This is a genomic window from Microbacterium sp. PI-1 (assembly GCF_004337555.1).
Taxonomy (GTDB): domain Bacteria; phylum Actinomycetota; class Actinomycetes; order Actinomycetales; family Microbacteriaceae; genus Microbacterium; species Microbacterium aurugineum.
Map to the genome: position 1 here is coordinate 1 of NZ_SJYZ01000051.1, position 5,406 is coordinate 5,406.

10 protein-coding genes and 1 pseudogene are annotated in these 5,406 nt (G+C 67.8%); all 11 read right to left on the reverse strand.

Annotated elements, in window-relative coordinates; all coding sequences use genetic code 11:
• Positions 1-316: pseudogene (locus E0W80_RS18905) on the reverse strand (hypothetical protein); the annotation flags it as partial.
• Positions 303-1,007, reverse strand: a complete 705-nt coding sequence (locus E0W80_RS18910) for a hypothetical protein (RefSeq protein ID WP_131494533.1) — start codon at positions 1,005-1,007, stop codon at positions 303-305. The pseudogene E0W80_RS18905 and the gene E0W80_RS18910, both read right to left, overlap by 14 nt.
• On the reverse strand, positions 1,004-1,276 hold the full coding sequence (locus tag E0W80_RS18915) for a hypothetical protein (RefSeq protein ID WP_131494534.1): 273 nt from the start codon (positions 1,274-1,276) through the stop codon (positions 1,004-1,006). Before E0W80_RS18915 ends, E0W80_RS18910 begins: the two co-directional genes overlap by 4 nt.
• On the reverse strand, positions 1,273-1,446 hold the full coding sequence (locus E0W80_RS19255; protein ID WP_165875516.1) for a hypothetical protein: 174 nt from the start codon (positions 1,444-1,446) through the stop codon (positions 1,273-1,275). The genes E0W80_RS18915 and E0W80_RS19255 overlap by 4 nt, the downstream gene beginning before the upstream one ends.
• Positions 1,439-1,594 (reverse strand): hypothetical protein, encoded by a 156-nt coding sequence (locus E0W80_RS19260; protein WP_165875517.1) that lies wholly within the window; start codon positions 1,592-1,594, stop codon positions 1,439-1,441. Before E0W80_RS19260 ends, E0W80_RS19255 begins: the two co-directional genes overlap by 8 nt.
• Complete coding sequence (locus E0W80_RS18920) at positions 1,591-1,962, reverse strand: hypothetical protein (RefSeq protein WP_131494535.1); 372 nt, start codon at positions 1,960-1,962, stop codon at positions 1,591-1,593. The genes E0W80_RS19260 and E0W80_RS18920 overlap by 4 nt, the downstream gene beginning before the upstream one ends.
• Before the next feature lie 138 nt (positions 1,963-2,100).
• Positions 2,101-2,622 (reverse strand): hypothetical protein, encoded by a 522-nt coding sequence (locus E0W80_RS18925; RefSeq protein WP_131494536.1) that lies wholly within the window; start codon positions 2,620-2,622, stop codon positions 2,101-2,103.
• Between the two features lie 86 nt (positions 2,623-2,708).
• Positions 2,709-3,092 carry a hypothetical protein gene (locus tag E0W80_RS18930; protein WP_131494537.1) on the reverse strand — a complete coding sequence of 128 codons (384 nt, stop codon included), beginning with the start codon at positions 3,090-3,092 and terminating at the stop codon, positions 2,709-2,711.
• Between the two features lie 109 nt (positions 3,093-3,201).
• Positions 3,202-3,630 carry a hypothetical protein gene (locus E0W80_RS18935; protein WP_131494538.1) on the reverse strand — a complete coding sequence of 143 codons (429 nt, stop codon included), beginning with the start codon at positions 3,628-3,630 and terminating at the stop codon, positions 3,202-3,204.
• Positions 3,631-3,692: 62 nt separating this feature from the next.
• Positions 3,693-4,700: a DUF4192 family protein gene (locus E0W80_RS18940; RefSeq protein WP_165875518.1), complete on the reverse strand. Its 1,008-nt coding sequence runs from the start codon at positions 4,698-4,700 to the stop codon at positions 3,693-3,695.
• A gap of 128 nt (positions 4,701-4,828) precedes the next feature.
• Positions 4,829-5,326: a hypothetical protein gene (locus E0W80_RS18945; RefSeq protein WP_131494540.1), complete on the reverse strand. Its 498-nt coding sequence runs from the start codon at positions 5,324-5,326 to the stop codon at positions 4,829-4,831.
• Positions 5,327-5,406 lie beyond the last annotated feature (80 nt).

Sequence of the window (5,406 nt, forward strand, 5' to 3'; positions counted from 1 at the left end):
CGCTGGTGGGGGTGCCGTATTTGTAGGCGGTCTTCAGTGAGATCTGGAGGCCGTTGGCGAGGTAGGAGAAGTCGACGAGCTTGGTGAGGTCGATCTTGATGGGCTCGGGTGTGGGGTTCTCGGGTGCGCCTGGTTTGCGGTGTGCGTCGATGTAGCGGTCGGCGTCGACGCGGCGGAATAGGGGGGAGCGCTGTCCGGGGTTTGCGGGCTTGGGGTAGTCGTCGTGGCGGTGTCGGTACTCTCGTGCTTGCTGTGGGCCTTTGAGGCCGAGCCCGGCGGCGATGTAGTCGTATCCGACGAGGTCACGGCTGGCCATGGTCATCCTCCTGCGAGTCGGTGAGGTCGTGGTGAGCGTGGATGGTGGGGCGGCGCCAGTCGGGGTCTGTCTCCTCGAGCTCGCTCGAGGTGAGGATCATCTGATTGGGGTCGGTGGTGCCGCGGTCAAGTCGGGCGCGGATGCTGGTGCCGAGCCGGTCGATGTAGCGGTGGGCGGGGGAGTGCGCCCAGTCGCCGGCCTTGCTGCAGGCGTCGATGTAGGCCAGGCGGGTGCGTTCCAGCTGGAGGATGAGGTCGTCGACGAGAGTGGGCGTGAGGAGTTCGGCGACGGGCTGCCACTTGTAGGGTTCCGCGGATGCGGCGAGCGCGGCGTCGGTGAGGATCTGGCCGAGGGTGTCGGCGGAGGTGACGAGGCGTTCGTGGTGGGTGGAGAGTTCGTCGTCGTCGCTGAGTGCGGCGACGGCTGCGGTGACGAGGAGGTCGATGCTGTCGCGGTGGAGCATCAGCGGGTGCCTTTCGTGATCGGTGTGAGGGTGCGGGTGATCGACGAGGTAGGCGGCACCCGGCTGGAGCTGCTGGGAAATGTCAGGTTCACAACAGGCTCGGACCACCTTCCCGCGCGGGGCGGGGGTGCTCGACAGCCGGGTGCCTTGGCTCATGATATCTGCGGTGCTGCGGCGAGCGCTGCGCGGTACGTGTTCGGTGTGGGTGGGGTTGGTGGGGTCGGTCATTGGTCTTTTTCCCAGATCTTGTAGGCCTGGTGGAATTCGGGGGTGTCGTCGAGGCCTTGGGTGACGAGGCGGTCGAGGTGGTCGTTGAGTTCGGTCTGTGACATCTGGCGAGGGTCGGGTTTTTCGCGCTGCTGCAGGCGTGCGGTGCAGGCGCGATCGTTGGAGCACTCCCATCCTTCTGAGCCCCAGGGCACGAACCCGCGTGTTCCGATGCGGTGGCATCGGTGGCATTCGAGGGTCTCGCCCGGTTTGCGATCGCCGGCGCTCACCCGGGTCGCTCCTGGGATGCGGCGAGCGCGGCGCGGTGACGGCGGGCGAATGCGGTGTGGTCGGTGCGGCTCATGTGTCGGGTGAGGCGGGCCTGTGCTTCGCGCGGGGTGCCGCCTGCGCTGGAGAATCCGCATCCGGGCTTGGGGCAGTCGATCAGTGTCTCAGTCATCGAGGGTGCCTCCTTGGGTGGATGCGGCGAGCGCGGGCGGATCCCAGGTGCCGTCGGGGTTGAGGGGCGGTTTGCCCGCGTCGACCCACCGGCTCACGGTCGCCCAGTCGGGGCGGGGGCCGGGTGGGCGCTCGCCGCGGGTGCTCATGCTGCGCCTGCCGGGGTGCCGACGGCCCAGAGGCGGCCTGCGCGGGCGGCGTCTCCGAAGCGGGTGAACCGGTAGCGGGTGACGTCGCCTTCGATGTAGGTGGCGAGGATGTAGGGGTGGTCGGTGGTGGGGGCGCTGGGGTCGGTGCGGTAGGCGATGGCGGCCGCGTAGCCGGGGCTGAGCCAGTCGTTGCTGGGGGAGGGTTCGAACTTTTCGAAGGGGGCGTCGAGGTCGGCGTAGAGGCCGGTGACGGCGAAGAACTGGCCGACGCTGTCGTACAGGCCGGACTGCATGGCGGGGGTGGGGTCCGCTGCGGTGATCTCGACGTGTGCGAGGAAGTCTCGGGGGGTGACGCCCTGGGCGATCATGGTGTTCCCTTCGGGTGGGAGGCGGCGAGCGCCCGTCCTGAAAAACTATTGTTGTGAACCTGACATTTACAGTCTAGCGGATGTCCCCGACATTGGGAACCCCGGGGAGGAGGTTTGTGGCCTCCTCCCCGGTCGCTGTCAGGCCTCCTCGGTCTCGTACACCTCGGACTCGATGACCGTCAGCGTTCCCATGCTCGCCTCTTCGGCGATCTCGGTTACGTCGAAGTCCTGGAGGGCGAAATCGCCCGCCGCGTCACCGTCGACGGCGCGGCGTGTGGTCGTCCACTCGACCGTGATCCGCAGTGTCACGTCGTAGTCGCGTTCGCGACGCGGGCCGTTCATGGCCTCGGCCATGCGGTCGTACTCCTGGCAGAAGTCGGCGTTGTCGGCGATGCGGCCCGCGCGCTCCCAGAACTCCGTGAGACGGTAATCGCCGCCGTCGGTGATCTGCTCGGTGCGCAGCTGCTCGATGGTGCGATTGCGCGCGACGATCGCCTCATCCTTCTCGGCGAGCGCGCGCTGCGCGGCCGCCAACTCCTCGCGCGCCCGCTCGAGCTCCCCGCTGAATCCGGCCCGTCGGTCGGTGACCGCCGGTGCCGGCGGAAACACCATGGTGCCTTCTCCGAGAGCGGCCGGGGCGGTGGTGGTGATGTCTGTCATGTCTTCTCCTAGGTGGTGTTGTGAACCTGACATTTACAGACTACGGGGGGCCACCGACATTGCTGTCGGCAGCCCGCCCGCCGCCGCTATTGCGGGTCGAAGAATGCTCCGGGCGTGCTGTCCGTCTCGGGGTTTCCATCCCAGATCGGCGCATCGTTCAGGTTGACGCGGATGCGGCCGGTGGCCGCGCCGGTGTCAATCTGCACCACGATCGCCTCCGGCGTGCCTGCGACTCTCATGTCGGGGTGAGCGGGCCAGGCGGCGACGTGGAGATCGCGGCTGTCGTAGAGCAGCTCGGTTGGGCGCTGTGCGCGGTCGGCGTCGAGTGCGGCGATGATCTGCTCACGGATGTAGTGCGCGGACACCTCCTCCACGTCGGGGTCGCTCTCCTGGTCGTCCTCGAACTGCTCGGCGTCGATGAGAGTGAACGCCTTCATCTGCTCGTCGGCGATCTCGGCTGTGGTCTTCATGTCCCAGTCTCCCTAATGTTGTGAACCTGACATTTACAGACTACGGGGGGCCTCCGACATTGGGATTCCGCCAGGGGGAGCGGGGGTCGCCGTCCCCTGGCGGTTCCGGTTACACCCGTGTGCCGTCGAGTCCGTCGAGGAGCCAGGTGACGGATTCCGTGACGTCGCCGTCACCGGCGAGCGCGGCGCGCACGTTGGCGATCGCGGTCGGCAGATCTCCGGGCACCAGCCCGTTGACCTGGGATGCCTGGGAGAGGAGAGCCCCGGCGCGGTAGCGGCTGATCGTCTGCCCTGGCTCGTCGGCGTCTCGGGTGTCCCATTCCTCGTCGACAGTTGTCGTCGCCTCGGGCAGCGCCTCGGTGAGGCTCACGACGGCTGCGACCCACTCGTCGGGCATCCATTTCGAGTTGCCCTGCACGTGGTGCGTGCCGTCCTCGTCTGTCCACGCTGTCGTGTCGTACACGTGACCGTCGGCAAGCTCGGCGAGCTGCTCCGCGGTGAGGTCGGGGGCGTTGGTGATGGTGGTGGTCTGTCCCATGATGTTCTCCTGTGAGGTGAGGCTGTGGGGTGCCCCGGGGGTTCCCGGGGCACCGGTGGTTGTCAGCGGGTGAAAACCCACTCGGGGAGCATTCCCTGAGCGACCAGCTCGGCCATCAGATCTGCCATCGACAGCGTGGGATCAGCCGCCCGTGCGAGGTCGATGTAGAACGACGCGTGAGTGGAGGAACCCAGCGCCCACGACAGCCACCCGCACGCGGTGAGGAGCGCGGCTGCGCTTTCCTCCGTGGGGGCGTGCGCTGCGGCGATCCGGCAGACCGCCAGAGCGCCCTGGAGTCGGGTAACCTCGGGGCGCGAACCCTGCCCCAGGATGACGCCGCCCACCTCATCCGCGATCGGCGCACCGTTCAGGAACGCCTTCTGAGCGGCGAGGGTTTCGCGGCCCTGCCCCTCCGTCGTCGCCCATTGTGCGAGCGCGACATCACGGAAGATCGGCAGCGACACCAGGCCGGTCAGCACGGCCACCTTCTCGGCGTCCAGCGCCTCCACGTTCCAGGTGAGCACGTCCTCGAACAGAGCGCACGCATCCACGCTTTCCGGGTGAGGCAGCGGGGCGTTGAAGATCCGCACCCGCAGCGCCTCATCGACCACGGGGAGGGATGCCCCGGAGGTCTGGTCGCCGTCGCGCACCAGATCCGGCCCCGGCAGCGCCGGGAGGGTGTCGAGGGGGCGGGCCGCTCCCTCGAAGTACTCGCCCCAGGTGGTCGGGGTGACGAATGCCACGGTGGCGACGTCCAGGCCGATGAACGATGCCGCGCTCAGCAGGGTTGCGGCCAGCCCCTCGTGCTCCGAGTCGGTGCCGTCGGTGTAGATGACAGCCGCGAAGCCCGTCACGCCCTGCACGCGGCACGTGAGTCCCATCACCTGCGCGACCATGGCCGGGTAGACCTCGGCGTCGGTCGGGAGATCGACCCGCATAGCGCTCGTGGCGCGGGTGCCCGTGAGCGGGGCGATGACCAACGAGTGCGCGGGCATGTACCCCAGCAGTGCGGTGACCGCTCCGACCAGTTCGCCGACTCCCTCGGCCTTCAGAACCTTCTTCTCAGTCATGATGTGTGTCCTTTCGAACTGTTGTTGTGAACCTGACATTTACAGATTACGGGGGGCCACCGACATTGGGTTTCGTGACCCTGGATGAGGGGCCGCCGTCACCCGGATAGGTGACGGCGGCCGACGGCTCAGAGGATCTTGAAGCCGCCCGAGGCGCGGAGGAACGCGGCGAACTCGCGCACGTTCTCCGTGTCGAACGGGTAGCTCGCCGCCCAGTGCTCACGCGTCCCCACGCCAGCGCAGCCGTTGCACCCGCCGCGTCCGGTCGCCGGATCGCGAGGCTTGTCGTAGCCGTGGGCGACGCCGATCTCATCCGTGCGCAGTCCCGTGCTGTTGCACAGGTTGCACGCCTCGCGGGGGAGAGCGGCCACCTCAGCGGCGTACGCCGTCGAGTAGGCATCCACGGCCCCGGATGCGAGATCCGCGTCCAGAGCGTCGGCGAGAGCGATCGACTCGGCGGCGTTCAGGCCGTCGCCGCTGTTGCTGTGCCACTCGGCGCAGCTCGACGCTAGCTCCGGGTGCGTCCGCAGGATGTAGTCGGCCAGCGGCCGCCACCACCACACGTTGTTGCGGAAGTACTCTCCGACCTCCGACGTGGCCGCCTCTCCGTAAACGTCCATTCCCATGGTGTGTCCTTTCGGTTGTTCCTGTTGTGTGAACCTGACATTTACAAACTAGGGGGGGCCTCCGACATTGGGATTCCGCC

What these genes read in the sequence shown, in the direction of transcription:
- E0W80_RS18930 (WP_131494537.1), bottom strand. Translation starts at nt 3,092, where the DNA reads ATGAAGACCACAGCCGAGATCGCCGACGAGCAGATGAAGGCGTTCACT.
- E0W80_RS19260 (WP_165875517.1), bottom strand. Translation starts at nt 1,594, where the DNA reads ATGAGCACCCGCGGCGAGCGCCCACCCGGCCCCCGCCCCGACTGGGCG.
- E0W80_RS18920 (WP_131494535.1), bottom strand. Translation starts at nt 1,962, where the DNA reads ATGATCGCCCAGGGCGTCACCCCCCGAGACTTCCTCGCACACGTCGAG.
- E0W80_RS18935 (WP_131494538.1), bottom strand. Translation starts at nt 3,630, where the DNA reads ATGGGACAGACCACCACCATCACCAACGCCCCCGACCTCACCGCGGAG.
- E0W80_RS18910 (WP_131494533.1), bottom strand. Translation starts at nt 1,007, where the DNA reads ATGACCGACCCCACCAACCCCACCCACACCGAACACGTACCGCGCAGC.
- E0W80_RS19255 (WP_165875516.1), bottom strand. Translation starts at nt 1,446, where the DNA reads ATGACTGAGACACTGATCGACTGCCCCAAGCCCGGATGCGGATTCTCC.
- E0W80_RS18945 (WP_131494540.1), bottom strand. Translation starts at nt 5,326, where the DNA reads ATGGGAATGGACGTTTACGGAGAGGCGGCCACGTCGGAGGTCGGAGAG.
- E0W80_RS18940 (WP_165875518.1), bottom strand. Translation starts at nt 4,700, where the DNA reads ATGACTGAGAAGAAGGTTCTGAAGGCCGAGGGAGTCGGCGAACTGGTC.
- E0W80_RS18925 (WP_131494536.1), bottom strand. Translation starts at nt 2,622, where the DNA reads ATGACAGACATCACCACCACCGCCCCGGCCGCTCTCGGAGAAGGCACC.